We start from the raw sequence: 26,189 nt of genomic DNA, 5'->3' as shown, positions 1-26,189 counted from the left end.
TGCCCCGGGCGGACGCACCTGCTAGCCGAAGATCTCCATCCCTTCCGTCCGGACAGCCCCATGCCGCGTCATCTCGCCAATCTTCTGCTGCTGCTTGCCGGCGCCATCTGGGGCGCGGGCTTCGTCGCCCAGTCCACCGCCATGGACAGCATCGGCCCCTTGCTGTTCGTCGGCCTGAGGTTCCTCGTGGCGGCGATCGTGCTGGCGCCCTTCGCCTGGCGGGAGAGCCGCGCGGCCGGCCGGCCGGTGTCGCCCGCCCATCTCGGCGGCTTCGCCCTGGTGGGGCTGGCGCTGTTTCTCGCCATGGCCTTGCAGCAGTTCGGCCTGACCATCACCAATGTCACCAATTCGGGTTTCCTCACCGGGCTCTATGTGGTGTTCGTTCCCTTCATCACCCTCCTCGTCCTCGGCCAGAAGCCGCATCCGGTGATCTGGCCGGCGGTGCTGATGACCTTCGTCGGCATCTGGATGCTGGCCGGCGGCAGCCTGGGCGACCTCAACGCCGGCGACCTGCTCACCATCGGCTGCGCCTTCATGTATGCGGTGCAGGTCATCCTGGTCGGCCGCTATGTCGGGCCGAGCGGGCGGCCGCTGACGCTGTCCTTCGTGCAGTTCGCGCTGGCCGCGATCCTCGGGCTTGGCGCGGGGCTCGCCACCGAGCCGCTCGATCTCGCCTCGCTCGGCGGCGCCCTGCCGGAAATCCTCTATGCCGGGGTGGTGGCGACAGGTCTGGCCTTCACCCTCCAGGTCATCGGCCAGCGCTACACCACCGCGCCGCAGGCGGCGATCTTCCTGTCGACGGAATCGCTGTTTGCCGCGCTGTTCGCGGCCCTGCTGCTGGGCGAGCAGGTTCCGCCGCTCGGTTACGCCGGCGGCCTGCTCATTTTCGCGGCCATTCTGCTGGCCGAACTCGGCCCGATGCTGCGGCGGCGCCCCGCCGGCTGAGGAATTCCGCCCCGACGCGACCGCCCGCGTGATCGCTTCGCCGGCGCACCCCGCCTCGCCGCGCCACACTCCGGGCGGAATCGGGGCGAGCGAAAGCCTTTTCCCGCCAAGCTTTTTGCGCCGAGCCCCAGCGCGCCGCGGCCAAACATGGCCGTTCCCGCACACATTATGGCCAGATTATGTCATTGATATTGTTCATTTTATTTACGCCAAGTGATTTGCGTTCCGCCCTGCCCGCCGCCTAACTTCATCCTGCAAGCACCAATGACGGTGCGCATTCAACACAGGGAAAACGAACCCATGATGAAGAAAATGATCATTACCGCAGCTTCCGTTCTGGCCATGGCAGGCGCTGCCTTCGCAGCCGAGGTCGAAGGCGTCGTCACCAACTACGACCCCGCGACCAAGATGATCACGCTCGAAAGCGGCGAATCCTACACCGTCGGCGAAGGCGTCGATGTCGGTGATCTCCAGCCCGGCGGAAAGGTGGCCATCACCTATGATGACGGCACCACCAATGCCACCGCGGTCACCGTGGTCGAGTAGACCCGGCGCCGCCGGCCGGGACCCTGGTTCCGGCCGGCGGCAGCCTTCTGGGCGGAAAAATCGGGCATAAAACGTGATCGATTCAATTGGATCATGGCAAAATTTGCCACCTACCGCCTTGAATAATATATCTTTTCTCCACATGCACCGGTTAAAGACCCGGAGCATATCGAATTTGTCCCACCGCGCCGACTCTTGACCGGCACATCTGCCGGCCGGCCGCGGACGGGGTATCAACCTATGGAAAATCACATGAAGAAGATCGTCACAATCGTTCTCGCATCCGCAGCCATGCTCTCGACCGCATTCGCTGGCGAAGTCCAGGGCGTCGTCAAGGTCGTTGACGCAACAGCCGCCACCGTCGAGCTCGAATCCGGCGAAGTGTTCAAGGCTGCCGAAGGCGTCGTGCTGGAAGGCATTGAAGCCGGCAAGACCGTCAAGGTCGTCTTCACCGACGGCACCACGGACGCCACCGAAGTCTCGATCGTCGAGTAATCCCGACAGTCTGGCCGGACCGCGCGTTGCGGTCCGGCCAGGCCACGCCGCGGGCGCCATTTCATGCCTTCAAACTTTTGCTTGCCAATTTCCGACAAAACAATCATCTTTTATCCGTTCGGGCAATTTGCGAACACGGGAAGACCAGAAACATGCGAGCCGAAGCCGCACAAAAAACTTCGGACGACTGGGATAAAAGCCCCCGCCCTTTACGGTGTCGCGGGCTGAAGTCGTTTAAAATCAGGACCTTTCCACACACTTCAAGAACTGCCTGCCATAACCCCCGCGCCAATGCGGGATATGACATGACGCTCGCTGACCGGAAGACCCGCAGGGAGACCGGGAGGCAATCAAAGGACCTGACAGCATGGGTGAGACTGGTACCGTAAAGTTTTTCAACGTCGACAAGGGCTTTGGCTTCATCAAGCCCGACAATGGCGGGGCGGACATTTTTGTCCACATCTCCGCGGTTCAGGCCTCGGGCATGACCAGCCTGGAAGAAAACCAGAAGGTTGCCTTCGACACAGAACCCGATCGCCGCGGCAAGGGCCCGAAGGCGGTCAATCTGCGCCTCGCCTGACGGCGACGGGACGGCACGAATGGAACGGAGCCCGGCGGTCACCACCGCCGGGCTTTTTCGTCCTTTCGCGGCTCTCCGCCGGAATTTCGCCGCAGGAATAGGGTCAGGATCTGTTCAGCTACCATTCAGCTTGCCGCTGATAGGTTGAGCCAAACCGGGAATACCGGTCTGAGCAAGATCCGCCAACCCGAAAGGACACCCAGATGAAGAGCATCGCCAAGACTATCGGCATCACGCTGCTGACCGCCGTGACCGCGCTCGCGCCGTTGACAACCGCCGCCAACGCCGGTGACGGCCGCTGGAACCGGCACTACCAGTCCCGGCAGGATCTCAGCCGCGTCTACAATTACCGCGAATACAGCGACCGCAACCAGCACCGGCGCGACTACGTCTATCGCGACAGGCATTCCCGTCCGGTCTACCGCCACCGCGACAACAGCGATGCCATCGCGCTCGGCATCATTGGCCTCGGAGCCGCGGCGATCATCGGCGGCGCCATCGCCAACTCCAACAATTCGCGGGTGATCTACGAGCAGCCGTCGGCGCCGCGCCATGTCGGCGGCTACGAGCCGTGGAGCCAGTCCTGGATGCGCTACTGCTCGGACAAGTACCGCTCGTTCGACCCCTCGTCCGGCACCTATCGCGGCTATGACGGCCAGGATCACTTCTGCGTGGTCAACTGAGCGTCTGCGCTGACACCGCGCCCATCCCCTAACCGGCCCCCGCCCTGCGGAGGCCGGTTTTTTGCGGCCCGGCGCAACCCGCGGGAGGCCCGGCGGGCGCCGCACCACCCCTGACGCGCGCCCCGCCTCCGGGAGTGCAAGAAATACAGTCGCCAAGCCGATTTTCTTGGGTTTTGCGGTTTATGGGCGATTAAAGAATTAGGTGCAAAGAAAGGGATGTGTCACCCAGCGATCCCCGTCCGCACGAGCAAGGACAACGGACGGCTTTCGCTCAAACGCTCTCCAAGAGTTTCCCCCATGAAAAACCTCAAGATTTCCCGTCAATTGTTTCTTCTCATCGGCGCCCTGATGGTGGCGTTTTCGATTGCAACCTATTTCCAGATCGCCACGGCGTCCCAGGCGATCTACGCGGAGCGCAACGACATGCTGCGCACCCAGGTCGAGGCGGCGCTCTCCATCATCAAGGAATTCGACGCGCGGGCCGCCACCGGCGAGCTGACCGCCGAGGCCGCCCAGGCGCAGGCCTTCGCGGTGCTGTCCAAGATCAAGTTCGAGCCCAGCGGCTACCTGTTCGGCATCAGCTATGACGTGACCACGGTGTTCCACCCCAATCCCAAGCAGGTGGGCCTCAATTCCAAGGGACAGCCCGACAAGCAGGGCAACCTGTTCCGCGAGGAACTGCTGGAAAAGGGCCGGAACGGCGGCGGCATCACCCATTATTTCTGGGAAAAGCCCGGCGACAGCAGCGGCGAGGTGCATGAGAAGGCGGTCTACAGCCTGGCTTACGAGCCGTGGAACGTGGTCGTGGCCACCGGCGTCTACATCGACGACCTGCAGGCCCAGATCAATGCCATGATCTGGAAGGCCCTGCTGATCGGCGCTGTCGTCACCGCCGCCGGCATCGCCGCCGCGCTCTTGGTCATCCGCGGCATCACCAAGCCGCTGAACTCCATCCATGACGCGCTGCGCGCGGTGGCCGACGAGAACGTGTCGATCGCCATCCCCCACACCGACATGAGCAACGAAGTCGGCATGATGGCCAAGGCCACGAGCGAGCTGCAGGAGAAGGTGCGCGATCGCCACGCGATGGCCAAGCGCCACGAGGAACAGCAGGCCCAGCTCAATGCCGAGCGCCAGCACAATGCCGACATGCAGCAGGAGGACGCCGCCCAGCAGGCGCGCGTCGTCTCGACCATCGGCGCCGCGCTCAGTCGTCTCGCCCAGGGCGACCTGACCATCCGCTGCGGCGATCTCGGAAGCAAATACGCGGCCCTGCGCGACAGCTTCAACGACGCCCTTTCGCTTCTCGAGGCGGCGATGGCCAGGGTCAACGCCAAGGGCATCGACATCGGCGCCTCGAAGGAAGAGATCCGCCGCGCCTCCAACGAACTGTCGCAGCGCACCGAGCGCCAGGCGGCCAACCTCGAGGAAACCTCCGCCGCGCTCGACGAGCTGACGGTGGCGGTGCGCCAGACCGCCGAAGGCGCCACGGAAGCGGCCAAGCGGGTGTCCTCGATCAGCGTCGAGGCGACCAAATCCGACACCGTCGTGGCCGAGGCGATCGGCGCCATGAGCGGCATCGAGCAGTCGTCGGCCGAGATCACCAAGATCATCGGCGTCATCGACGAGATCGCCTTCCAGACCAACCTGCTGGCGCTCAATGCCGGCGTCGAGGCCGCCCGCGCCGGCGAATCCGGCCGCGGCTTCGCGGTCGTCGCCCAGGAGGTCCGCGAGCTCGCCCAGCGCTCCGCCGCCGCCGCCAAGGAGATCAAGGGCCAGATCTCCAACTCGTCGGGCCAGGTGCAGAACGGCGTGCAGCTCGTCGGCCAGGCCGGCGAGGCGCTGAAGCGGATTTCCGACCAGATCAAGGCGGCGAGCGAGATCGTCACCAAGATCGCCCATTCGGCGTCCGAGCAGAACACGACGCTCACCAGCATCGCCTCCTCGATGAACCAGCTCGACGTGGTCACGCAGCAGAACGCCGCCATGGCCGAGGAGACCACCGCCTCGGCGGAAGTGCTGGCCACCGACACCGAAAGCCTGCTGGAACTGATCCGCAATTTCAAGGTCTCGAGCAACGCCGCATCAACCTCGGACCTTGGCGCCATGGCCCGGACCATGCGCCGGGCCGGCTGATCCGCCGCAGTCAGGCAAAAGGCCGCCGCGAGCGATCGCGGCGGCCTTTCGCATTTGCGGGAGATGCCCGCCGACGGCCGGCGTGGAAGCGGCTACAGGCCCTTCAGGAACGGATTGGTGCGGCGTTCCTCGCCGATGGTGCCGCCCGGCCCGTGGCCGCAGATGAAGTCGGTCTCGTCGCCGAGCGGAAAGACCTTGTCGCGGATCGAATTGAGCAGCGTCTGGTGGTCGCCGCCGGGAAGGTCGGTGCGGCCGATCGAGCCGGCGAACAGCACATCGCCCAAATGCGCGAAGCCTTCCTCGCGGTTGTAATAGATCACATGCCCGGGCGCATGACCGGGGGTGTGATACACCTCGAACTGGTGATTGCCGAACGACCCCCGGTCGCCGTCCTCGAGCCACTGGTCCGGCACGAGGTTGCGCACGTCCATCTCCAGCCCGAACATCCTGGCCTGGTCCTCGAGCCCCGACAGCAGCGGCAGGTCGGCCTTGTGCGGACCGATGATCCTGACCCCGGTCTTCTCGCGCAGTTCGTCGGCGCCGCCGGCATGGTCGATATGCCCGTGGGTCAGCCAGATCGCCTCGATCCTGAGGTTGTTTTCAGTGATGGTCTGCAGGATCACGTCGACATCGCCGCCCGGATCGATGACGACGCCCGAATTGGTGTCCTGATCGAACAGCACCGTGCAATTCTGCTGAAATGGCGTGACGGGGATGATGCCCGCGCGCAAACTGCCCATGATTGACTTCCCATGTTTGTCGTTCACGGCCGGCATGCGCGCCCCGCTGGCGCCGTCCGGCCGTCCCTGTCCTAGCCCAAACGCGATCAAAGCTGAACCCGCTTCTGGCCCGTGCGGTAAAATGCCTGCGCCGCCGCGCCGCGTCCCCGAGGCCTGGGGCCCTATACCGGCAGGCCGCCGCCCTCTTTCAAAGTGTCGAGCACGATGGCGGTCTTGACGTGCTGGACCGATTCATGCGGCAAGAGCACGTCGCTGACGAAGGCCGACAGCGAGCGCAGGTCCGGCGTCACCACCTTGATGATGTAGTCCATCTCGCCGGTGAGCGAATAGGCCTCGAGCACTTCCGGCAGGCCGGCGATCAACCGGGCGAAGCGCTGGGCGTTGTCGCGATTGTGGGTGGCGAGCGTCACGGTGATCAGGTTGATGATGCCGATGCCGAGCTTCTCCCGGTCGAGTTCCGCCCGGTAGCCCTTGATGAAGCCCTCCTGCTCAAGCCGGGTGCGCCGGCGCGAGCATTGCGAGGCCGACAGGTTGATCTTCTGCGACAGCTCGTTGGTGGTCAGCCGCCCGTCCTGCTGCAGCAGCCGCAGCAGCTTGCGGTCGAATTCATCGAGATGCACGGTTTCCGCTCCTTTTCGTTAAATGATGCACGGATCATGCAGTACCCCGGGCCTATGCGCGATCAATGCATGCACCTTGCGGCAAATATGCCGCATCATGCGCAACAGTCAACAAGCGCGGGCGCTCATGATCCGCGCGGACACCAAAGAGGAGAGACACGATGGGCCCGTTCCCCCACGATGCGCCGCGCGCCGAGATTTCAGAAGACAACCCGGCCGGCACCAACGGCTTCGAATTCGTCGAGTTCGCCCATCCCGAGCCCGAGGCGCTGGAGGCGCTGTTTGCGCGCATGGGCTACCAGCCCGTCGCGCGCCACCGCGAGAAGGCGATCACCGTCTGGCGGCAGGGCGACATCAACTACATCCTCAATGCCGAGAAGGGCTCGTTCGCCGACCGCTTCGTGACCGTCCACGGCCCTTGCGCGCCGTCGATGGCCTGGCGCGTGTCCGATGCGAAGAAGGCGCTGGCCCATGCCGTGTCGAAGGGTGCCGAGGAATATACCGGCGCCGACAAGACGCTCGATGTCCCGGCCATCGTCGGCATCGGCGGCTCGCTGCTCTATTTCATCGATACCTGGGGCGACCAGGGCTCGGCCTATGATGCCGACTTCGAATGGCTCGGCGAGCGCGACCCGAAGCCCGAGGGCGCGGGCTTCTATTATCTCGACCACCTCACCCACAATGTGATCCGCGGCAACATGGACAAGTGGTGGGATTTCTACCGCGACCTGTTCAATTTCAAGCAGATCCATTTCTTCGACATCGAGGGCAAGCTCACCGGGCTCGTCTCGCGCGCCATCACCTCGCCCTGCGGACGGATCCGCATCCCCCTCAACGAATCCACCGACGACAGGAGCCAGATCGAGGAGTTCCTCCGCAAGTACAATGGCGAGGGCATCCAGCACATCGCGGTCGGCACCGACGACATCTATGCGGCGACCGACTGGATCGCCGACAAGGGCGTCAAGTTCATGCCCGGCCCGCCCGACACCTATTACGAACAGTCGAAAACCCGGGTGACCGGCCACGACGAACCGATCGAGCGGCTGAAGAAGCACGGCATCCTCATCGACGGCGAAGGCGTGATCGACGGCGGCATGACCAAGATCCTGCTGCAGGTCTTCTCCAAGACCGTGATCGGGCCGATCTTCTTCGAGTTCATCCAGCGCAAGGGCGACGAGGGCTTTGGCGAGGGCAATTTCCGCGCCCTGTTCGAATCCATCGAGGAAGACCAGATCCGCCGCGGCGTGTTCAACGACGCCGCCGAATAGGGCCGGCAGCCCGAAAACGCACAAAGGCGGCGATCCTTGCGGAGCGCCGCCTTTTCGTTTGTATCCTGAAACGCTTATTCCGCAGCGGCCTTCTTGGGCTGGACCTCGGCCATGTAGTCGGTGACGAGGTTCCTGGCGATCTCGCCCACGGTGAAGCGGTGCGGGCCGATTTCCGACACGGGCGTGACTTCGGCGGCGGTGCCGGTGAGGAAGCACTGCTCGAAACCGTCGAGTTCCTCGGGCATGATCGCCCGCTCGATCACCTCGTAGCCGCGCTTCTTGGCGAGCCCGATCACCGTGCGCCGCGTGATGCCGTCGAGGAAGCAGTCGGGATCCGGCGTGTGGATCTTGCCGTCCTTGACGAAGAAGATGTTGGCGCCGGTGGCTTCCGCCACCCGGCCGCGCCAGTCGAGCATCATCGCGTCGGCATAGCCGCGCTCCTCGGCGCGGTGCTTGGACAGGGTGCAGATCATGTAGAGCCCGGCGGCCTTGGATTTCGACGGCGCGGTGCGCGGGTCGGGCCGGCAATATTCGGCGATGTCGAGGCGGATGCCCTTCATCCGTTCCTCCGGATTGAAATAGCTCGGCCACTGCCAGATGGCGATGGCGAGGTTGATCCGGTTCTTCTGCGCCGACACGCCCATCATCTCCGAGCCGCGCCAGGCGATCGGCCGCACATAGGCGTCGTCGAGCCCCTGCCGCGCGAGAAGCTCGACGCAGGCCTTGTCGATCTCGGCCACGCTGTAGGGGATCTTGAAGCCCAGGATCTCGCCCGACCGGTGCAGCCGCTCGGTATGCTCGGTGAGCTTGAAGATCTCGCCGCCATAGGCGCGCTCGCCCTCGAACACGGCGCTGGCGTAATGCAGGCCATGGGTGAGCACGTGGATTTTTGCATCTTTCCACGGCACGAACTCGCCGTTAAACCAGATTTCGCCTTCAAGCTGGTCAAAAGGTACGGACGCCATTGCGTTTCCTCCCAGGCGGTATGCCGCCGTGATGCTGGTTGTCTGAAGCCGGTGTCGGTGACCGTGGGACCATGCGCCAGAAGCGGCGCCGGAAACGGGCAATGGCAAGCCGGCGGGCAAGGCCGGTACGCCCTGCACGCAATTGAAAGCTAGCAATCGCGTCAATTTATGTCAACATAACTGACATATTCGAAAGGAAATGTCGCCATGAGCCATACCGGCGCGATCAAGCCCGCATCCGACGTGAGCGTCGCCCCCCTGACGGGCGAAGCCGAGAACATCGATTTCGAGTTCATCGAACTCCTGTTCTTCGCCTATCGCGATTTCATTTCCGACCCGGACGCCATCCTCGACACCTCCGGCTTCGGCCGGGCGCATCACCGCGTCGTCCACTTCGTCAACCGCGAGCCGGGGCTGACGGTGGCGGCGCTGCTCGAGACGCTCAAGATCACCAAGCAGTCGCTGGCCCGCGTGCTCAAGCAGCTCATCGATTCGGGCTACATCACCCAGGTTGCCGGACCCGAGGACCGCAGGCAGCGCCGGCTCTATCCGACCGAGCGCGGACGCGAGCTGGCGCTGGCGCTGGCGCGGCCACAGTCTCGCCGCATCGCCCATGCATTCGAAGGGCTGGACGAAGGTGGCCGGGCCGTGGTCAAAGCCTTTCTTTCGGGTATGATCAACCCTGCCGCGCGACCCGGTGCGCCAGACAAGACCGGCTGAATGAGGGACAAACGACGTGACTACCGCCTTGCCAAGCGACGACGCCGCCCACCTTCTTGTTGTTGACGATGACACCCGCATCCGCGACCTGCTCTCGCGCTATCTGACCGACCAGGGCTTCCGGGTCACCACGGCCGCCGATTCCGCCGAAGCCCGCCGCAAGCTCGAGGGCATCGATTTCGACATGCTGATCATCGACGTGATGATGCCGGGCGAAAGCGGCCTGTCGCTGACCCGGTCGCTGCGCGAGATCAAGACGGTTCCGATCCTGATGCTGACGGCGCTGGCCGAGGGCGACGCAAGGATCGACGGGCTGGAGGCCGGCGCCGACGACTATCTCCCCAAGCCGTTCAATCCGCGCGAACTGGTGCTTCGCATCAACAACATCCTCAAGCGCGGCGGCCAGCCGGCGACGCCCAAGGTCGAGCAGGTGGTGTTCGGCCCCTATACCTTCGTCATCGCCCGCCGCGAACTCAAGAAATCCGGCGAGCCGGTGCGGCTCACCGACCGCGAGCGCGAGATCATGGTCACTTTCGCCGAGAACGCCGGCGACACGGTGCCGCGCCATGAACTGGTCGGCGCCGACATCGAGGTCGGCGAACGCACCATCGACGTCCAGATCAACCGGCTCCGCCGCAAGATCGAGGACGATCCCGCCAATCCGGTCTGGCTGCAGACCGTGCGCGGCATCGGCTACCGGCTGAGCGTCGAGACCAGCAGCTAAGCGCAGCCCGCGCCCGACCGGCGCGGAGAGGCCCCGCCGGCAGTCCCGGCCCGGCGGATCAGCGGGCCGGCCGCTTGTGGATGAACAGGTCGTAGAAGGCCATCAGCACGGTAATGCCGACCACGAGGCCGAGATCGATCCGCGGCAGCTTGAAGACCAGCACGCCCAGAAAGCCGCAGAAGATGAGGAAGGCGATGATGGTGAGAATCCGTTCCATGGTCCCTAGTCTCCCTGGGTGTCGGTTTGCAGATGCCTGACCAGCCATCTCGCGGTTCGGAGCAGGCGGGCGTCGCCGCCGCGCGGACCCACAAGCTGGACGCCCATCGGCATCCCGTCCTCGTCCGCAAACAGCGGCAATGTTATCGCCGGCGTGCCGCACAGAGTCCAGATGGCGTTGAAGATCGGGCTTCCGGTGCTGTCCAGCCCCTTTGGCGCCGGACCGGTTGCGGCGGGCGTGATGATGGCGTCGCAGCGCTGGAAGATCTCGCCGAGCGCGGCATAGAGATAGTCCGGCCAGTCAAGCGCCGCGATATAGTCATGCGCCAGCACCTTGGCGCCGCGATCAAGCGCCTCGCACAGGCGTGGCGACAGAAGCTCGCCGCCGTCGCGGCTGTAGCGGTGATAGGCCTTCGACATCTCCGCCAGGTGGATGCGCGACCGGACGGCAGCCGCCTCCGAGAAGGCAGCCGGCAGTTCGGCCTCGAAACAGCCTTCGCCCAGATGGTCCGCTAGTTCCTCCATCGCCTCCCGGCAGGCAGGCTCGGCCTGCTCCCAGTAGGGCGAACGCACGAAGGCGAACATCGGCGTGACCGGCGCATCGGTTGCGGCGACCGACAACAGCCGCGGATGCGGCGCCGGCGCGGTCAGGCGGTCGAACTCGTCATGGCCGAACAGCACCTCCGCCAGCATCGCCGCGTCCTCGACCGACCGGGCGAAGACGCCGACCCGGTCGAGCGTCGGCGACTGGGTGAGGATGCCGGTGCGGCCGATGCTGCCCGAGGAGGGCAGGAAGCCGGTGACGCCGCAGAACGACGCCGGGCGGATCACCGAGCCGCCGGTCTGGGTGCCCACCGCCAGCGGAGACATCAGCGTCGCCACCGCCGCGGCCGAGCCCGAGGAGGAGCCGCCCGGCGTGTGCGCCGGATTGGCCGGATTGCGGGTCTTTCCCGGGGTCACCAGCGCCAGTTCGGCCGTGACCGTCTTGCCCAGGATGAGGGCGCCCGCGGCGCGCAGCTTCTGCACCACCGTCGCGTCGCGCTCGGGCACCCGGCCGGCGTCGATCGCCGTGCCGTTGGCCGTGGGGATGCCGCGCGTGTCGATCACGTCCTTGAGCGCCACCGGCAGCCCGTGCAGCGGCCCGATCGGCCGGCCCGACTTGCGGTGCCCGTCGGCCATCTCGGCCTGGCGCAGGGCGAAGCCCGGATCGATCCATTCGAAGGCCTGGATCTCGCCGTCGAGCGCGGCGATGCGGTCGAGGCACGCCTGCATGTAGTCCATGGCGGCGAGCGCGCCGCTCGCCATCCGGTCCCGCGCCTCCACGGCGCTGAGCCCGAGCAGCGACGCCGGATCAACGGCCATAGAACAGGTCCGGCAGGTAGTAGACGATCTGCGGGAACGTATACATCAGGCCCATGCAGATGATGACCATGAACAGGAACGGCATGACCCCGGTGAAGATGTCGGTCAGCTTGATCTCCGGGGGCGCTATCCCCTTGAGATAGTAGGCCGACATCGCCATCGGCGGGGTCAGGAACGAGGTCTGCAGGTTGAGCGCAACCAGGATGCCGAAGAACAGCGGGTCGATGTCGAAGATCGCCAAGAGAGGCAGGAAGATCGGCACGAAGATGATGATGATCTCCGACCATTCGAGCGGCCAGCCCAGCAGGAAGATGATCAACTGCGCCAAGAGCAGGAACTGGAACGGAGTAAGATCCAGACCCATCACGAATTCGGAGATGATCTGTTCGCCGCCGAGATAGGAGAACACCGAGGAGAAGGTGTAGGAGCCGACGAACAGCCAGCACACCATCGCCGTGGTCCTGACCGTGAGATACACGCTCTCGCGCATCCGCTGCCAGGTCATGGCGCCATAGGCGACGGCCAGCACCATGCCGCCGATGGCGCCGATCGAGGCGGCTTCGGTGGGCGTGGCCAGTCCGAACAGGATCGAGCCCAGCACCGACAGGATCAGGAACGCCAGCGGGAAGAACGAGGTGGCCACCAGGAACAGGAGCCGTCCCACCGGCACGTCGGGCACCTCCTCGTCGGTCGGCCGCGGCGCGGCGCTCGGCTGCAGGATCGAGCGGCCGACGATGTAGACGAGGTAGAGGCCGACAAGCGTGAAGCCTGGCAGCAACGCGCCGGCATAGAGCTTGACGATGGAGACGCCCGAGGATGCCGCGTAGACGATCAGCATGATCGAGGGCGGGATCAGGATGCCCAATGTGCCGCCGGCGCAGATGATGCCCGAGGCAAAGGCCGGGTCGTAGCGCGCCTTGAGCATCGCCGGCAGCGCCAGCAGGCCCATCAGCGTCACCACCGCGCCGACGATGCCGGTGGCGGTGGCAAACAGCGCGCAGGTGACCAGCGCCGCCACGCCCATCGAGCCCGGGATCCGCTTGGAGGCGAGATTGAGCGTCGAGAACAGCCGGTCGACGATGTTGGCGCGCTCGACGATGTAGCCCATGAACAGGAACAGCGGCACCGCCGTCAGCACCTCGTTGGACATCACCGTATAGGTCTGGTTGATGAACAGGTCGAAGATGCGGTTGTTGAAGAACCCCTCGATCCACAGCGAGATGCTGTCCCAGGTGGTCGCCAGCTCGTCGAGCCGGAAATAGGAGCGCCACATCCGCGAGGGATCGTAATAGGCGTAGTAGCCAAAGCCGATGCCCATGGCCATCAGCGTGAAGGCGATCGGAAAGCCCAGGAACACTACGAAGATGAACAGGCCCAGCATCATCAGGGCAATTTGAGGGTCGGTCATACGTGTCCGCCAGTCTCGGCCTCGTCGGCCTTTTGCATCAGGAGGTCTTCGGTCTCGCGCACGTCTTCGTCGGCCTCGATCCACGCGCCGGTGCGCATGCAGACGATGCAGCGGAAAACCTGGGCGATGCCCTGGATGAACAGGAGGATGCCCGCCGCCACGATCACCGACTTGAACTGGTAGATCGGGATGCCGGCGGGGCTGTTGACGCTGACCTCGCCGTAGCCCCAGGAGCGGGAAGCGTATTTCCAGCCCGAGATGATCAGCGCGGTCACGCCGGGAAAGAAGAAGAAGATATACAGAACCAGGTCCACCTTGGCCTGGGTCTGCGGTCGCCAGAGCCGGTAGACGAAGTCGCCGCGCACATGGCCGCCGCGCGACAGCGTGTAGGCGCCGCCCATCATGAACAGCGAGCCATACATGATGAAGGAGACGTCGAGCGCCCAGGGCGTCGGCGCATTGAACAGGTAGCGCGAGACCACCTCATAGCCGGTGCCGAAGGCCATCAGGATGATGAGCCAGGCGAACGCCTTGCCGAAGACGGCCGACAGGGTGTCGGCAAAACGAATGTACTGAATCATGGTCCGCCACTTTTCCTTGCCGGGAAATCCGGCGGAACGCTTTCCGCCGGATCAGTGCAGCAATCAACCAGCCGGGCTTACAGCTTGAGCTTGCCCGGGAAGTAGTGCTCGTAGGCGAGGCCGAGATCGGGCGCGTTCATCAGCTCGTAATAGGCCACCTGCTCGACCCAGGCGCGCTGGCTGTCCATGATCTTCTTCATGAACGGATCGGCGCCGAGCTCCTCGATGAGGCCGTCCCACGCATCGAGCTGCGCGGCCAGGATCTCCTTGGAGGTGCGGTGCACGGTGACGCCCGAATCCGTCTGCAGCTTCTGCAGGTCGGACGAGTATTCCTTCATCGCCAGCGCCGTGTTGGCCGTCGACGCCGCCTCGACCGAATATTTCAGGATCGCCTGCAGGTCCGGCTCCAGATCGTCCCAGAAATCCTTGTTGAAGCAGAACTCGAAGGATTCCGACGCCTGGTGGTAGGACGACAGATAGTAGTTCTTGGCCACGTCCTGGGCGCCGAAGCGGCTGTCGGACGAGGGATTGTTGAACTCGAACGCGTCGATCACGCCGCGCTCCATGGCCGGCACGATTTCGCCGCCCGGAAGCTGCGCCACCGACATGCCCATCGACTGCAGCAGATCGGCGGCGAGGCCGACGGTGCGGTACTTGAAGCCCTGGATGTCGGCCACGGTGTTGACCTGGCCCTTGAACCAGCCGAACGGCTGCGCCGGCATCGGGAAGCCGTAGAAGCCGACGACGTTGAGGCCGAGGATGTCCTGGGTCAGTTCGCGGTAGAGATCCTGTCCGCCGCCCTGGTAGAACCAGCCGAGCATGGTCGTGGCCGAGCCGCCGAACACCGGGCCGGTGCCGAAGAACGAGGCGGCCTTCGACTTGCCGTACCAGTAGACCGACACGCTGTGGGAGGCGTCGATGACGCCGTCATTGACCGCATCCATCACCTGGAACGCGCCGACGACCGCGCCGGCCGGCAACAGGTCGACCTTGATCCGGTTGTTCGACATTTCCTCCACACGGGTGATGTACTGGCGGGCGAAGTCCATCCAGATGTCGGAGGCAGGCCAGGAGGACTGCATCTTCACCACCAGGGGCGCCTGCGCCAGCACTGCCGGCGCGGACAGCGCGCCTGCGGCCGCCACGCCACCCAACATCGAGCCCTTTTTCAAAAAGGACCGTCGCGAAACGGACTTCTCGTTCTGATCTTTCATATCCCATCCTCCCAGTTGGTTGGCGTAGAGCCTTTGACATTTTAAATATTTAGCAACCCGGCGGATATGACAACCCGAAGCATCTTCAACTAAAGACGAATATGGCCGGAGCCGATTCTGTGCTCCTGCCCCGCCGCCGCCGCTTTTCCACAGACCCTAGCACTTTTCCCCCTGCTGACGGTATAAGCAGACGGGCGGCCGGTCTCGCCGCGACACAGACGAGCCGAGGGTGAGGCGGAAGCATGACCAGCATCGATTCCATCCGCAGGGAGTACGAGCGCTATCCGCCGAGCGGGTTCCGCCGCTTCACGCGCTGGTTCACCAAGCGCATCCCCACCCGGCTTTATGCAAGGGCGCTGCTGATCATCATCGTGCCGATGGTGCTCCTGCAGTCGGTCATCGCCTTCGTCTTCATGGAGCGGCACTGGCAGACCGTGACCCAGCGGCTCTCCATGGCGGTGACCCGCGACATTGCCGCCATCATCGACGTGCTCGCCACCTATCCGCAGGACGCGGCCTATGACCAGATCATCCGCATCGCCCGCGAGCGGCTGGAGCTCAACATCGCCATCGAGCCACCCGGCGACCTGCCCGCGCCGCGGCCCAAGCCCTTCTTCTCGATCCTCGACCAGATCCTGTCCGAGGAGATCACCCGCCAGATCCGGCTGCCGTTCTGGATCGACACGGTGGGCAATTCCAACATCGTCGAGGTGCGCATCAAGCTCGAGGACAAGATCCTGAGGGTCTTCGCCAAGCGCAGCCAGGCCTATGCCTCCAACACCCATATCTTCCTGGTCTGGATGGTCGCCACCTCGCTGGTGCTGCTCGCCATCGCCATCCTGTTCCTGCGCGGCCAGATCCGGCCGATCCTGAAGCTGACCCAGGCGGCCGAGAGCTTCGGCAAGGGCCAGCGCATGCCCGACGATTTCAGGCCCCGCGGCGCCGACGAGGTGCGCCGCGCCGGCGTGGCTTTCATCAAGATGCGCGAGCGCATCGAGCGCCAGATCGAGCAGCGCACCGCCATGCTGTCGGGCGTCAGCCACGATTTGCGCACCATCCTCACGCGGTTCCGGCTGCAGCTGGCGCTGGTCGGCGACGGACCGGAGATCGACGAGTTGAACAAGGACATCGACGACATGCAGTCGATGCTCGACAGCTACCTCTCTTTCGCCCGCGGCGAGGCCGAGGAGGACGTGGGCACGGTGAGCCTGAAGAGCGTGGTCGAGAAGGTCGCCGCCGACGGCCGCCTGCGCGGCGCCAACGTCACCGTGTCCGTGCAGGGCGACGACGAGATCAATGTGCGCCCCAATGGCTTCGCCCGGCTTCTGACCAACCTCGTCTCCAACGCCTCGCGCCATGCCGACGAAGTCGCCATCGAGGCCAACAACCGCGGCAAGTGGCTCACCATCTCGGTCGACGACGACGGGCCGGGCATTCCCGAGGACGCGCGCGAGGACGTGTTCCGGCCGTTCTACAGGCTGGACGCGGCGCGCAACCAGGACGAGACCGGAACCGGCCTGGGCCTGGCGATCGTCCGCGACATCGCCCGCAGCCATGGCGGCGACGTGACGCTGTCGGACAGCGCCATGGGCGGCCTGCGCGCCACGGTACGTCTGCCGGTGTGAGGGGAACGGGTCGGCCGCGGACCTTGTGCGGCTACATCAGCCGCGCGCCGTTGGGCACAGTCTTGTCGATGCCTGCGAGCACCACCGCGCCGTCGGCGTCGAGAAAGCCGAGGGTGAGCACTTCCGAGATGAACGGGCCGATCTGGCGCGGCGGGAAATTGACCACCGCCATCACCCGTCGCCCGACCAGCTCGTCGGGCGAATAATGCAAGGTGATCTGCGCCGAGGATTTCTTCTCGCCGATCTCCGGGCCGAAATCGATCCGGAGCTTGTAGGCGGGCTTGCGCGCCTGCGGGAAGGCTTCGGCGGCGATCACGGTGCCGCAGCGAATGTCGACCTTCTCGAAATCGTCCCAGGTGATGGTCTCGGTCATGGCATCCGTCTCCGCGCCGGTCAGCCGGCCAGTTCGCGCGAGCGGTCGGCCGCGGCCTTCAGCGCCTGGTCGAACAGCGGCTGGATGCCATTGTCTGCCATCAGCACGGCCAGCGCCGCCGCCGTGGTGCCGTTGGGCGAGGTGACGTTCCGCCGGAGCGTCGCGGCGTCGTCCGGGGACCGGTGCATCAGTTCACCGGCCCCCGTGACCGTGGCGCGCGCCAGCCGCATGGCGAGGTCCGCCGGAAGGCCGCATTTGCGTCCTGCCTCCGCCATGCATTCGACGAGGTAAAACACATAAGCCGGGCCGCTGCCCGACACCGCGGTGATGGCGTCGATCAGGGCCTCGTCCTCGACCCATTCGACAGGGCCGCAGACCGTGAGCAAGCGGTCGATCTCGGCTTTGGCCCCGGCGGTGACGGCCGCATTGGCGACCGCGCCGGTGATGCCCCGGCCGATCATCGCCGGCGTGTTGGGGATGGTGCGGACGATGGCGCCGCCGAGGCGCTCGGCGAAATAGGCGATCGTCTTGCCGGCCGCGACCGACAGCGTGACGGTGTCAGGCCCGACAAGGCCGCTCAGCCCCGCAACCACCTGGTCCATGATCTGCGGCTTGACCGCCAGCACCAGCACGCCCGCGACCAGCCCTTCCGGTGCTGCCTCTTCCAGGCGCACTTTCACCGAGGCCAGCTTCAGGGACATCTCGTCGGAGGTCTTCGGGTCGATCACCACGATCGCCGCCGGATCGATGCCGGACTCAAGCCAGCCGTTGAGCATGGCGCCGCCCATGTTGCCCGCGCCGACGAGAACGAGGGGGCTAGCGGGCGAAATCATCTCAGGCCTCGCCGCGGGTTTCGAACATCACCGCCGTGATCGCCGACTTGGCGTCCATGCCGGACCAGACGACGAACTGGAACGCCTGGAAATAAGCCTCGCAGGAATCGAGCGCGTTGGAGAGCAGCACCTCGACCTGGCGGTTGGTCGGCTCGGCGCCGCCGGCGAGCAGCAGCGACTGGCGGAAGATGATCACGTGTTCCTGCTGCCACAGGTCGAAATGGCCCATCAGCACCTGGCCGTTGACATGCGACAGCAGCTTCATCACCTCGGTGACGCGGGCTTCGGGCACCTTGATGTCGAAGGCGCTGGCGATGTGCAGCGCCTCGCAATCCTCCATCCAGGAAAACGACACGTGGTAGTCGGTCCAGTGTCCCTCGACGGTCATCGCGATCTCGTGCTCGCCGGAGCGCTCGAACGTCCAGTCGTTCGCAGCCGCCACGAATTCGATCATGTCAACCGGATTGGAGTGCCGTTCGAATTCGATATTACTGAGATTCATGCCCCACCTTGTTCATTTCAGCGCCCTGGCAACCGCTTAAAACGGAACCCGGCGAACAGATCATCCACGCATGATTCACCCGCGATCCCAGGGCGTGCGCATTTGCGACTCCGCCGGGGCTCTTTGCCGCCCGTTCCGAATCATCATTTAGAATCAGTGTATAAATGCAGAGTCCGAGCGCCAGTCCCCCGGTCGCATTTTGTCAGTGCGAACCTGTGGACCAAGTTGGGAAAGTGATTCCGCCGTGACTCATAACTGACTCACGCAAAAGGCTTTTCGGGCCTCGGGGCGCGGTGGACAACCTGTGCAAAAAAAACCGGTGAAATCGGCCGGTCAGGACCTGGCGCGCGGCGTGCGCTTGGCCGCGGCGGGCTTTGCCGCCCCGGAAGCGTCCGAAGCAGGCGTTTCCGACAGCGACTGCTCGAGCTTTTCGAGCCGGGCGGAGAGCGCGTCGTTTTCCTCGCGCGCCTTGATCCCCATGTCGCGGACGGCCTCGAATTCCTCGCGCTTGACCAGATCCATCGAATTGAGAAGCCGCTCGAACTGGCTGCGCATGGCGGTCTCCATTTCGCGCTGAACGCCCTGCGCCGCACCCGCGGCGTCGGTCATCAGCTTGGCAAGTTCATCGAGAAGTCGGTTCGATCCGCTGTTCATGGTCTTCATCCCTGCGCCGGGTTTGCCCCGGAGAGTTGCTGCTGGCTGTCACAGGCTTTGAGTTAAGCGTTCGGACGATAAGTTGCAAGCCAAAGCGCGGGTCCGCAAGCCTTGCGCAAAGCCCGCATGCCATGTCAGGGGGCAAATCAAGCGGCGCATCCGCCGGAAAATCGCCTTGAAGCCGTGACGGTATGGCCGTGACGGAACCCTTGCCGGCCGCACCGGCGGCAAGCCATGCAGGAAGGAAGCCGCATTGGAGCAGACCGCGACATTGCTGTCGTTGATCACGTTTCCGGAGATCGATCCGGTGATCTTCTCGATCGGCCCGGTGCATATCCGCTGGTATGGCCTGGCCTATGTGATGGGCATCCTGCTGGGCTGGCGCTATGCGAGGCGGCTGGTGGAGAACGGCAGGCTCTGGCCCCAGGCCGGGTCGCGCATGACCGCGCTCGACATGGACGACTTCCTGATCTGGGCCACCATCGGCATCGTCGCCGGCGGCCGCATCGGCTACATCCTGTTTTATGATTTTGCCGCAGTTGCGGCCAACCCCGTCCGGGCGCTCGAGATCTGGAACGGCGGCATGTCCTTCCACGGCGGACTGCTGGGCACGCTGGCCGCGATGATCCTGTTCGCCCGCAAGCGCCAGATCCCGCTGTTCAACCTGTTCGACGTGGTCTGCGCGGTCGTGCCGGTGGGCCTGTTCTTCGGACGCCTCGCCAATTTCATCAATGCCGAATTGTGGGGCAAGCTCACCGACATGCCCTGGGCGGTGGTGTTCCCCACCGGCGGCCCCTTCCCGCGACACCCGACCCAGCTCTACGAGGCCGGGCTGGAAGGGCTCCTGCTCCTCGCCGTGCTGGCATGGCTGATCCACCGCCGGGATGCGCTCAAACGTCCGGGCCTCGTCTCGGGGGTCTTCGTCAGCGGCTACGCGCTGGCGCGCATCTTCGTCGAGTTCTTCCGCGAACCGGACGCGCAGATCGGCTATCTCGCCGGCGGATGGCTGACCATGGGCATGCTGCTGTCGCTGCCGATGCTGGCTGTCGGCCTCTGGGCAATCGCCACCTCCAGGTCGCGTGCCGGGTCGCCTGCCAGGTCGCCTGCATGAACCAGTTCTGGAAAATCAAAGCCATGACCCCGCTCGCCCTGAAGATTGTCCGCCTGATCGAACAGTCCGGCCCGTTGCGGATCTCCGATTATTTCGCGCTGTGCCTGGCCGATCCGGAGCATGGCTATTACCAGAGCCGGGATCCGTTCGGCCGCGCGGGCGATTTCATCACCGCCCCGGAGGTGTCGCAGCTCTTCGGCGAGATGATCGGCGTGTTCCTGGTCCACGCCTGGCAGGCGCAGGGCGCGCCGTCGAACGTGCGCATCGTCGAGATCGGCCCCGGCCGCGGCACATTGATGTCCGACGCGCTGCGGGTGATCTCCCGGCTTGCGCCCGAACTCTATGCGACAGCCACCATCCACATGGTCGAGACCAGCGAGCGGCTGCGCGCAGTGCAGCGCCAGACGCTGGTGCGGATCAAGGACCGCATCTCCTGGCATGCAGCCTTCGAGGAGGTTCCGGCCGGGTTCACCCTGATGGTCGCCAATGAACTGTTCGACGCGATCCCGATCCGCCAGTTCGTCAAGACGACCGAGGGGTTCCGCGAACGCGTGGTCGGTCTCGACGACTTCGGCGCGCTGGCCTTCGGCCTCGGACCGGGCGGGCTCGATCCCTCCCTGCTGCCGGTGGACGAGGCGGTGGTGCCGGTGGGCGAGGTGTTCGAAGTCGCGCCCGCCCGATCCGCCGTCATGCAGGCCGTGTCCGCCAAGATCGTCCGCGACGGCGGCACGGCGCTCACAATCGATTACGGCCATCTGATCACCGGCTTCGGCGACACGCTGCAGGCGGTGTACCGGCACGACTACGACCCGCCGCTGTCCCGCCCGGGCGAGGCGGACCTGACCAGCCATGTGGATTTCGAGGCGCTGGGCGAGGCCGCCCGGAGCGCGGGCGCCCATGTGCACCGCCCCCTGACCCAGGGCGAATTCCTGGTGGGCCTCGGCATTGTCGAGCGCGCCGGCGCATTGGGCGCGGACCGTGACGCTTTGACCCAGGCCGCCATCCGCGACGCGGTCAACCGCCTCGCCGGCGAGGGCGAAGGCCGCATGGGAGCGCTGTTCAAGGTGCTCGCCGTCAGCGGCGACGACGTCCGCATCGCCCCCTTCGATCATCTGCCTGCTTGAAAGGGCGAATTGACAGACGCGGCCGCGATGGCCACCATCCGCGCGTTTGCCATCAGGCGCCGCGGAATCGGTCCTGCCACGGGACTCACGGAAGGAGCACTTCATGACGGTTGACCGCCACGCGCCCGAACCGGCGCGGAGCAAGCTTCTGGCCGACCTGCCGGCGGCAAGCGGGATTGCGCACGGCTTTTTCAGCCGCTCCGGAGGCGTGTCCGAGGGGATCTACCGCGGCCTCAATGTCGGTCTCGGCTCGAAGGACGACCGCGCCCGTGTGTTGGAAAACCGGGCGCGGGTGAGCCGCTGGTTCGGCCTTGACGCCGACCGGCTGGTCACAGTGCACCAGGTGCATTCGCCGCGGGTCCACGTCGCCACCACCGGCAACCGCGGCGAACGGCCCGAGGCCGACGCGCTCGTCACCCAGACGCCGGGGCTTGTGCTGGGCGTGCTGAGCGCCGATTGCGGGCCGATCCTGTTCGCCGATCCAGAGGCCCGAATCATCGGCGCCGCCCACGCCGGATGGCGCGGCGCGCTCGACGGCGTGCTCGAAAGCACGGTCGCCGCGATGCAGCAGCTCGGCGCCCGGCCGGAGCGCATCGTCGCGGCCCTGGGCCCGTCGATCAGCCAGACCAATTACGAGGTGGGCCCGGAATTCCGGGAGCGGTTCGTCCGCGACGACCCCGCCCACGAAGCCTATTTTGTTGCGTCGCCGACACCCGGCCATGCTATGTTTGACCTGCGGCAATTCACACTCGACCGGCTGCAAGCGGCCGGCCTGAACGCCGAGATGCTCGCCGACTGCACCTATGCGGATGAGAACGCCTGGTTCTCCTACCGGCGCGCCACGCATCGCAATGAACCCGATTACGGACGACAAATCTCCGCCATCGCCATCAAGGAGGACTGATATGGCCCTGCATTTTGAACGCGAGGAATACGCCGCCCGTCTCGACCGGCTGACCGCGAGCATGCGCGAGGAAAAGCTCGACGCCATGCTCTTGTTCGCCCAGGAGAGCATGTACTGGCTCACCGGCTACGACACGTTCGGCTTCTGCTTCTTCCAGTGCCTGGTGGTCAAGGCCGACGGCTCGATGACGCTCCTGACCCGGTCGGCCGACCTGCGCCAGGCCCGCCAGACCTCGATCATCGAGCGGATCGTGGTGTGGACCGACCGCACCAACGCCGACCCGGCGGTGGATCTCAAGAACCTGTTGTCCGATCTCGATCTCCTGGGCGAGCGCATCGGCGTCGAATACGACACCCATGGGCTCACCGGCGCCAATTGCCGCAAGCTCGACAACCAGTTGCACAGCTTCGCCGAACTGATTGACGCGTCCTACCTGGTCAGCCATTTGCGGCTGATCAAGAGCCCCGCCGAGATCGTCCATGTCCGCCGCGCCGCCGAACTCGCCGACGCGGCGCTGGACGCGAGCCTGCCGCTGATCAAGGCCGGCGGCGACGAGGCCGACATTCTCGCCGCCATGCAGGGCGCGGTGTTCTCCGGCGGCGGCGATTATCCGGCCAACGAATTCATCATCGGCTCGGGCCAGGACGCGCTGTTGTGCCGCTACAAGGCCGGCCGCCGGCAGCTCACCGAGAACGACCAGTTGACGCTCGAATGGGCGGGTTCCTTCGCCCATTACCATGCCGCCATGATGCGCACGATCATCATCGGCGAGCCGACGCCGCGCCATGTCGAGCTCTACGAGGCCTGCCGCGAGGCGCTCGACGCGATCACCGCCATTCTCAAGCCCGGCACCACCTTCGGCCAGGTGTTCGACGCCCACGCCAATGTGATGGACAGCCGCGGGCTGACCCGCCACCGGCTCAATGCCTGCGGCTATTCGCTCGGCGCCCGGTTCACGCCGAGCTGGATGGAGCACCAGATGTTCCTGGCCGGGAGCCCGATCGTGATCGCCCCCGACATGACGCTGTTCGTGCACATGATCATCATGGATTCCGAAACCAACACCGCCATGACGCTCGGGCAGACCTACCTGACCACCGAGGACGCGCCGGAATCGCTGTCGGCCAAGTCTCTCGACCTGATCATCGCCCCCTGACGCGGCCCCTGCCCGGCGCATAGGTCTGCACGTGATCCTGCCCGCCCTTTCTCCGGCCTGCCGATTGACACGGCTGCCTCGGGGATTTCATAACAAAGCCGGGAAAAGGGCGGGAACCACGATGCAGCGCATCAAGATCATCGGCGTTGTCTGCGCACTGGCGATGCTGATCGCCGGATGCAACAGCACGGAACAGGGCCTGCAGCCGATTCCCGCCGAGACATCCGCATCGAGCACCGACACCACCACCCCGGTCGAGGCCTTTCCCGCGGGACAGGAGCCGTTCGGCGCAGCGCCGGTCGCCGGCGCCCAGGCTCCGTCGGCCTTGCCAGCCGCGACGACCCCGGCGGCCGCCGCTCCCGCGCAGGCCTCCCTGCCCGCCGGACAGGCGCGCGGACGGATCCGCTTCATGCCGGTCATCGGCGCGCCGGTGAACGCCGTCACCCCGCTGTCGCGCCGGCTCGCCGTGGAGGCGCGCAACCGCGGCCTGGCGATCCTGAGCGCCTCCGATCCGGGCGGCGAGCACGTGCTCAAGGGCTATTTCTCCGCCGACAATTTCGACGGCCAGACGACGGTGTTCTATGTCTGGGACGTGCTCGACGCCGCCGGCAACCGGCTGCACCGCATCCAGGGCCAGGAATCGGTGGCCGGCGGGCCGGGCGATCCCTGGGCAACGGTGCCCGCCGACGTGATGGAACGAATCGCCGCCCGCTCGATCGCCGACTACGCCGCCTGGGCCGGGCTCTGATCCCGCCGCGGCCGCGCCGCGCCGCTTCGGATCGCCAGCCCCGCGACGGCCCTTCAACTTTGCCGGCGTCAGATAATTAACAAGTTCAACAGAAAAAACGTCCGCTTGCTGCTTGCGGTCTTGCAATCATCAAATCCGCCGCTAAAACGCGGACGAACGGATGGCGCCCCGTCCTTATGCGTGATCCTGCGCATGACGCGACGCGGCGGGAAAACAGGCGGTCCCAAATGAAGGTTTTCGCAGGAAACTCGAACCGTCGTTTGGCGGAGTCCATCTGCAACTATCTCAATGTCCCGCTCGGCAAGGCAAGCGTCCGGCGCTTCGCCGACCAGGAGATCTTCGTCGAAATCCAGGAAAATGTCCGCGGCGAGGACGTCTTCATCCTGCAGTCGACCTCCTATCCGACCAATGATCACCTGATGGAACTGCTGATCATGATCGACGCCTTCCGGCGCTCGTCGGCCCGGCGCATCACCGCCGTGCTGCCCTATTTCGGCTATGCCCGCCAGGACCGCCGCGCCTCCGGCCGCACGCCGATTTCGGCCAAGCTCGTGGCCAACCTGATCACCGAGGCGGGCGCCGACCGGGTGCTCACGCTCGACCTGCATGCCGGCCAGATCCAGGGCTTCTTCGACATCCCGACAGACAATCTGTTCGCCATTCCGGTGATCGCCCGCGACATCAAGGCCAAGTACCAGCTCGAGAACGTCATGGTGGTCTCGCCCGACGTCGGCGGCGTGGTGCGCGCCCGCGCGCTCGGCAAGCGGCTCGGCTCGCTGCTCGCCATCGTCGACAAGCGCCGCGACCGGCCGGGCGAATCCGAGGTGATGAACATCATCGGCGAAGTCGAGGGCAAGGACTGCATCCTGATCGACGACATCGTCGATTCCGGCGGCACGCTGTGCAATGCCGCCGAAGCCCTGCTCGCCAATGGCGCCAAATCGGTGACCGCCTACATCACCCACGGCGTGCTTTCGGGTGGCGCGGTGGCGCGCGTTTCCTCTTCGAAACTCAAGGAACTGGTGATCACCGACTCGATCCAGCCGACACCGGAAATCCTGTCGGCGCCCAATATCCGCGTGATCTCGACCGACGCCCTGATCGGCGAGGCGATCAACCGCACGGCCGCCGAACAGTCGGTCTCGAGTCTGTTCGACTGATCCCGGCTATCCCAGCAGCGTGACCGCGACGCCCGCGACTGTCGCCGCGCCCAGCACCACGAACAGATTGAGATGAAAGCGCAACAGCGCCACGCCCGCGCCGAGCGCGATGGCGAGCGCCGCGACATTCAGCGACGCGATCTGCGGAACAGGGAGGGTGAATGGCCCGAGCGCCGCTTGGCCGACCTCAGAGAACAGCACGTGCAGCGCGAACCAGACCGCCAGGTTGGCGATCACGCCCACCACGGCGGCGGTGATCGCCGCCAGGCCCGCGCTCAGCCATGCGACCGAGCGCAGCCGCTCGATATGCGGCGCGCCGGCGAAGATCCACAGGAAGCACGGCGCGAAGGTGAAGAACAGCGCCACCGTCCCACCCAGCACGCCGCCGAGCCCGGGATCGAGACCCGCCTCGCGCGCGCCGCCGAGAAAGCCCACGAACACCAGCACCAGGATCAGCGGTCCGGGCGTGGTCTCGGCCAGGCCCAGGCCCGCCAGCATGTCGCCGGGCCGCAGCCAGCCATGCACCTCGACCGCCTGCTGGCCGGCATAGGCGAGCACCGCATAGGCGCCGCCGAAGGTGACGACCGCCGCCTTGGAGAAGAACAGCGCCATGGCGGCCAGCGCATCGGGAACGCCGGGAAAGAGGAGCAGGGCCGCGAGCGGCGCGAGCCAGACCGCGCCCCAGACGAGGAGCGTGCGCAGGGTGGATCCGGCGAGACCGGGCAGCTCGGCCGCGGGCGCGCTTTCCGCTTCGGACCCGACCTGCCGGGCGGACCAGGGCTTTGAGGCGAGC

29 protein-coding genes are annotated in these 26,189 nt (G+C 65.5%); 16 read left to right on the top strand and 13 right to left on the bottom strand.

The features are described 5' to 3' along the window. Positions 1 to 60: 60 nt before the first annotated feature. The 6 genes from LL06_RS22245 (at position 61) to LL06_RS22220 (ending at position 5,385) form a co-directional block, all read left to right on the top strand. Entirely contained in the window at positions 61 to 945 is an 885-nt protein-coding gene (locus LL06_RS22245) for a DMT family transporter (RefSeq protein WP_035532091.1), read from the top strand. 300 nt (positions 946 to 1,245) lie between these two features. Then, positions 1,246 to 1,491 (top strand): DUF1344 domain-containing protein, encoded by a 246-nt coding sequence (locus tag LL06_RS22240; RefSeq protein WP_244447207.1) that lies wholly within the window; start codon positions 1,246 to 1,248, stop codon positions 1,489 to 1,491. Between the two features lie 252 nt (positions 1,492 to 1,743). Beyond that, positions 1,744 to 1,986 (top strand): DUF1344 domain-containing protein, encoded by a 243-nt coding sequence (locus LL06_RS22235; protein WP_035532088.1) that lies wholly within the window; start codon positions 1,744 to 1,746, stop codon positions 1,984 to 1,986. Positions 1,987 to 2,353: 367 nt separating this feature from the next. Beyond that, positions 2,354 to 2,566, top strand: coding sequence for a cold-shock protein (locus tag LL06_RS22230; RefSeq protein ID WP_035532085.1), 213 nt, complete (start codon positions 2,354 to 2,356; stop codon positions 2,564 to 2,566). Positions 2,567 to 2,769: 203 nt separating this feature from the next. After that, complete coding sequence (locus LL06_RS26575) at positions 2,770 to 3,249, top strand: BA14K family protein (RefSeq protein WP_052161823.1); 480 nt, start codon at positions 2,770 to 2,772, stop codon at positions 3,247 to 3,249. Between the two features lie 297 nt (positions 3,250 to 3,546). Then, the gene (locus tag LL06_RS22220; RefSeq protein ID WP_035532082.1) at positions 3,547 to 5,385 is read left to right on the top strand and encodes a methyl-accepting chemotaxis protein; all 1,839 of its coding nucleotides are present in this window, start codon (positions 3,547 to 3,549) and stop codon (positions 5,383 to 5,385) included. A gap of 92 nt (positions 5,386 to 5,477) precedes the next feature. Here the strand turns inward: LL06_RS22220 and LL06_RS22215 are convergent, their stop codons facing one another. Further along, positions 5,478 to 6,125: an MBL fold metallo-hydrolase gene (locus LL06_RS22215; protein ID WP_035532127.1), complete on the bottom strand. Its 648-nt coding sequence runs from the start codon at positions 6,123 to 6,125 to the stop codon at positions 5,478 to 5,480. A gap of 161 nt (positions 6,126 to 6,286) precedes the next feature. Continuing rightward, a complete protein-coding gene (locus tag LL06_RS22210) occupies positions 6,287 to 6,745 on the bottom strand; it encodes an Lrp/AsnC family transcriptional regulator (protein WP_035532079.1) in 459 nt (152 codons plus the stop codon). Between the two features lie 161 nt (positions 6,746 to 6,906). Between LL06_RS22210 and hppD the strand changes: the two genes are divergently transcribed. Next, entirely contained in the window at positions 6,907 to 8,016 is a 1,110-nt protein-coding gene (gene hppD / locus LL06_RS22205) for a 4-hydroxyphenylpyruvate dioxygenase (RefSeq protein ID WP_035532076.1), read from the top strand. A gap of 74 nt (positions 8,017 to 8,090) precedes the next feature. Here hppD and LL06_RS22200 read toward each other — a convergent pair whose 3' ends face one another. Beyond that, a complete protein-coding gene (locus tag LL06_RS22200) occupies positions 8,091 to 8,981 on the bottom strand; it encodes a branched-chain amino acid aminotransferase (RefSeq protein ID WP_035532075.1) in 891 nt (296 codons plus the stop codon). 207 nt (positions 8,982 to 9,188) lie between these two features. Here LL06_RS22200 and LL06_RS22195 point away from each other — a divergent pair, with 207 nt between their 5' ends. Continuing rightward, the gene (locus tag LL06_RS22195; RefSeq protein ID WP_052161822.1) at positions 9,189 to 9,701 is read left to right on the top strand and encodes a MarR family transcriptional regulator; all 513 of its coding nucleotides are present in this window, start codon (positions 9,189 to 9,191) and stop codon (positions 9,699 to 9,701) included. A 16-nt stretch (positions 9,702 to 9,717) separates the two neighbouring features. Beyond that, a complete protein-coding gene (locus LL06_RS22190; protein WP_035532072.1) occupies positions 9,718 to 10,425 on the top strand; it encodes a response regulator transcription factor in 708 nt (235 codons plus the stop codon). Between the two features lie 58 nt (positions 10,426 to 10,483). Here LL06_RS22190 and LL06_RS27740 read toward each other — a convergent pair whose 3' ends face one another. From LL06_RS27740 to LL06_RS22170, 5 genes are all read right to left on the bottom strand, one after another. Beyond that, positions 10,484 to 10,642, bottom strand: a complete 159-nt coding sequence (locus tag LL06_RS27740) for a hypothetical protein (RefSeq protein ID WP_161785008.1) — start codon at positions 10,640 to 10,642, stop codon at positions 10,484 to 10,486. A 5-nt stretch (positions 10,643 to 10,647) separates the two neighbouring features. Continuing rightward, positions 10,648 to 12,003, bottom strand: coding sequence for an amidase (locus LL06_RS22185; RefSeq protein ID WP_035532069.1), 1,356 nt, complete (start codon positions 12,001 to 12,003; stop codon positions 10,648 to 10,650). After that, positions 11,993 to 13,411, bottom strand: coding sequence for a TRAP transporter large permease subunit (locus LL06_RS22180; RefSeq protein WP_035532067.1), 1,419 nt, complete (start codon positions 13,409 to 13,411; stop codon positions 11,993 to 11,995). The genes LL06_RS22185 and LL06_RS22180 overlap by 11 nt, the downstream gene beginning before the upstream one ends. After that, positions 13,408 to 13,992, bottom strand: coding sequence for a TRAP transporter small permease subunit (locus tag LL06_RS22175; protein ID WP_035532065.1), 585 nt, complete (start codon positions 13,990 to 13,992; stop codon positions 13,408 to 13,410). The genes LL06_RS22180 and LL06_RS22175 overlap by 4 nt, the downstream gene beginning before the upstream one ends. Before the next feature lie 77 nt (positions 13,993 to 14,069). Further along, positions 14,070 to 15,206, bottom strand: a complete 1,137-nt coding sequence (locus LL06_RS22170; protein WP_035532060.1) for a TRAP transporter substrate-binding protein — start codon at positions 15,204 to 15,206, stop codon at positions 14,070 to 14,072. 242 nt (positions 15,207 to 15,448) lie between these two features. Between LL06_RS22170 and LL06_RS22165 the strand changes: the two genes are divergently transcribed. Beyond that, entirely contained in the window at positions 15,449 to 16,831 is a 1,383-nt protein-coding gene (locus LL06_RS22165; RefSeq protein ID WP_035532058.1) for an ATP-binding protein, read from the top strand. Positions 16,832 to 16,862: 31 nt separating this feature from the next. Here LL06_RS22165 and LL06_RS22160 read toward each other — a convergent pair whose 3' ends face one another. The 4 genes from LL06_RS22160 to LL06_RS22145 form a co-directional block, all read right to left on the bottom strand. Next, positions 16,863 to 17,204: a tRNA-binding protein gene (locus LL06_RS22160; protein WP_035532056.1), complete on the bottom strand. Its 342-nt coding sequence runs from the start codon at positions 17,202 to 17,204 to the stop codon at positions 16,863 to 16,865. 20 nt (positions 17,205 to 17,224) lie between these two features. After that, positions 17,225 to 18,037 (bottom strand): pyrroline-5-carboxylate reductase, encoded by an 813-nt coding sequence (proC, locus tag LL06_RS22155; RefSeq protein WP_035532053.1) that lies wholly within the window; start codon positions 18,035 to 18,037, stop codon positions 17,225 to 17,227. 1 nt (position 18,038) lies between these two features. Then, the gene (locus LL06_RS22150) at positions 18,039 to 18,539 is read right to left on the bottom strand and encodes a YbjN domain-containing protein (RefSeq protein WP_035532050.1); all 501 of its coding nucleotides are present in this window, start codon (positions 18,537 to 18,539) and stop codon (positions 18,039 to 18,041) included. Positions 18,540 to 18,872: 333 nt separating this feature from the next. Continuing rightward, the gene (locus LL06_RS22145) at positions 18,873 to 19,193 is read right to left on the bottom strand and encodes an accessory factor UbiK family protein (RefSeq protein WP_035532049.1); all 321 of its coding nucleotides are present in this window, start codon (positions 19,191 to 19,193) and stop codon (positions 18,873 to 18,875) included. 253 nt (positions 19,194 to 19,446) lie between these two features. Between LL06_RS22145 and lgt the strand changes: the two genes are divergently transcribed. From lgt to LL06_RS22115, 6 genes are all read left to right on the top strand, one after another. Then, complete coding sequence (gene lgt, locus LL06_RS22140; RefSeq protein WP_035532048.1) at positions 19,447 to 20,304, top strand: prolipoprotein diacylglyceryl transferase; 858 nt, start codon at positions 19,447 to 19,449, stop codon at positions 20,302 to 20,304. 23 nt (positions 20,305 to 20,327) lie between these two features. Then, on the top strand, positions 20,328 to 21,428 hold the full coding sequence (locus LL06_RS22135) for a class I SAM-dependent methyltransferase (protein ID WP_035532047.1): 1,101 nt from the start codon (positions 20,328 to 20,330) through the stop codon (positions 21,426 to 21,428). A gap of 103 nt (positions 21,429 to 21,531) precedes the next feature. Continuing rightward, complete coding sequence (gene pgeF, locus LL06_RS22130) at positions 21,532 to 22,332, top strand: peptidoglycan editing factor PgeF (RefSeq protein ID WP_035532045.1); 801 nt, start codon at positions 21,532 to 21,534, stop codon at positions 22,330 to 22,332. 1 nt (position 22,333) lies between these two features. Next, positions 22,334 to 23,488: a Xaa-Pro peptidase family protein gene (locus LL06_RS22125; protein WP_035532044.1), complete on the top strand. Its 1,155-nt coding sequence runs from the start codon at positions 22,334 to 22,336 to the stop codon at positions 23,486 to 23,488. Between the two features lie 121 nt (positions 23,489 to 23,609). Then, a complete protein-coding gene (locus LL06_RS22120) occupies positions 23,610 to 24,236 on the top strand; it encodes a hypothetical protein (protein ID WP_035532042.1) in 627 nt (208 codons plus the stop codon). Between the two features lie 227 nt (positions 24,237 to 24,463). Further along, positions 24,464 to 25,396 (top strand): ribose-phosphate pyrophosphokinase, encoded by a 933-nt coding sequence (locus LL06_RS22115; RefSeq protein WP_035532040.1) that lies wholly within the window; start codon positions 24,464 to 24,466, stop codon positions 25,394 to 25,396. 6 nt (positions 25,397 to 25,402) lie between these two features. Here LL06_RS22115 and LL06_RS22110 read toward each other — a convergent pair. Continuing rightward, on the bottom strand, positions 25,403 to 26,189 hold a 787-nt coding region (locus LL06_RS22110; RefSeq protein ID WP_161785007.1), incomplete at its 5' end, for a chromate transporter.

Source organism: Hoeflea sp. BAL378 (assembly GCF_000759435.1).
In the GTDB taxonomy this organism is placed as follows: domain Bacteria; phylum Pseudomonadota; class Alphaproteobacteria; order Rhizobiales; family Rhizobiaceae; genus Hoeflea.
Note: the sequence above shows the minus strand (reverse complement) of the source record. Positions and strands in the feature narration are given on the sequence as shown.